Genomic DNA, 553 nt, shown 5'->3' with positions numbered 1-553 from the left:
GTCTAGCATGGGCGGGCCCGCCAGCGGGGCGGGACGCCGTGATTCGTTCAGGACGCTGACGAAAACGGCCCGAAAGGGCCGGAATCAGCGTGGCTGCGCCTGGCATCGGGCCCGGCGCGCCTAGCCTGGGATGCGCCCGCGGGCGATTTCAGGCCTTACCTAAAATAAAACCCGCGAATTATACGCGGGTTCCCGGCAAATGCGTAGGGCGGGCCTATGGCTAGTCCCGTTCTTCGATCCAGGCGGCCTGGATGGCCTCCAGGACTTTCTCCCCGCTACGCTGAGGATCGTCGGAGAACTCCGGAAGTTCCACCACCCAGCGCCGCAGATCGACGAAGTTGACGTATCGCGGATCGACCTCCGGCTTGCTTTCGTCGAGCTGGATGGCGATTTCCAGCACATCGGTCCATTTCAGGCTCATTGCGCGCTCCTCTCTACCGCCGGGCTCAGTGGCCTTCCGACACCTGGTTGATGGTGTACTTGGGAATCTCGACCTCCAGGTCTTCGTCGGCCACCACCGCCTGGCAGGATAGCCGCGAATCGGGTTCCAGGC

Annotated in this window: 1 protein-coding gene and 1 pseudogene; both read right to left on the bottom strand. The window is 63.5% G+C overall.

Annotation, left to right across the window (positions count from 1 at the left end):
• Nucleotides 1-220: 220 nt before the first annotated feature.
• A complete protein-coding gene (gene iscX / locus HBN61_RS22395) occupies nucleotides 221-421 on the bottom strand; it encodes a Fe-S cluster assembly protein IscX (RefSeq protein WP_003092814.1) in 201 nt (66 codons plus the stop codon).
• A 25-nt stretch (nucleotides 422-446) separates the two neighbouring features.
• Nucleotides 447-553: pseudogene (locus tag HBN61_RS22390) on the bottom strand (ISC system 2Fe-2S type ferredoxin); the annotation flags it as partial.

The organism is Pseudomonas sp. WS 5071, from assembly GCF_012985765.1.
Lineage (GTDB): Bacteria > Pseudomonadota > Gammaproteobacteria > Pseudomonadales > Pseudomonadaceae > Aquipseudomonas > Aquipseudomonas lundensis_A.
The sequence above is the reverse complement of the archived record's forward strand: the minus strand, read 5'-3'. Positions and strand labels throughout refer to the sequence as shown.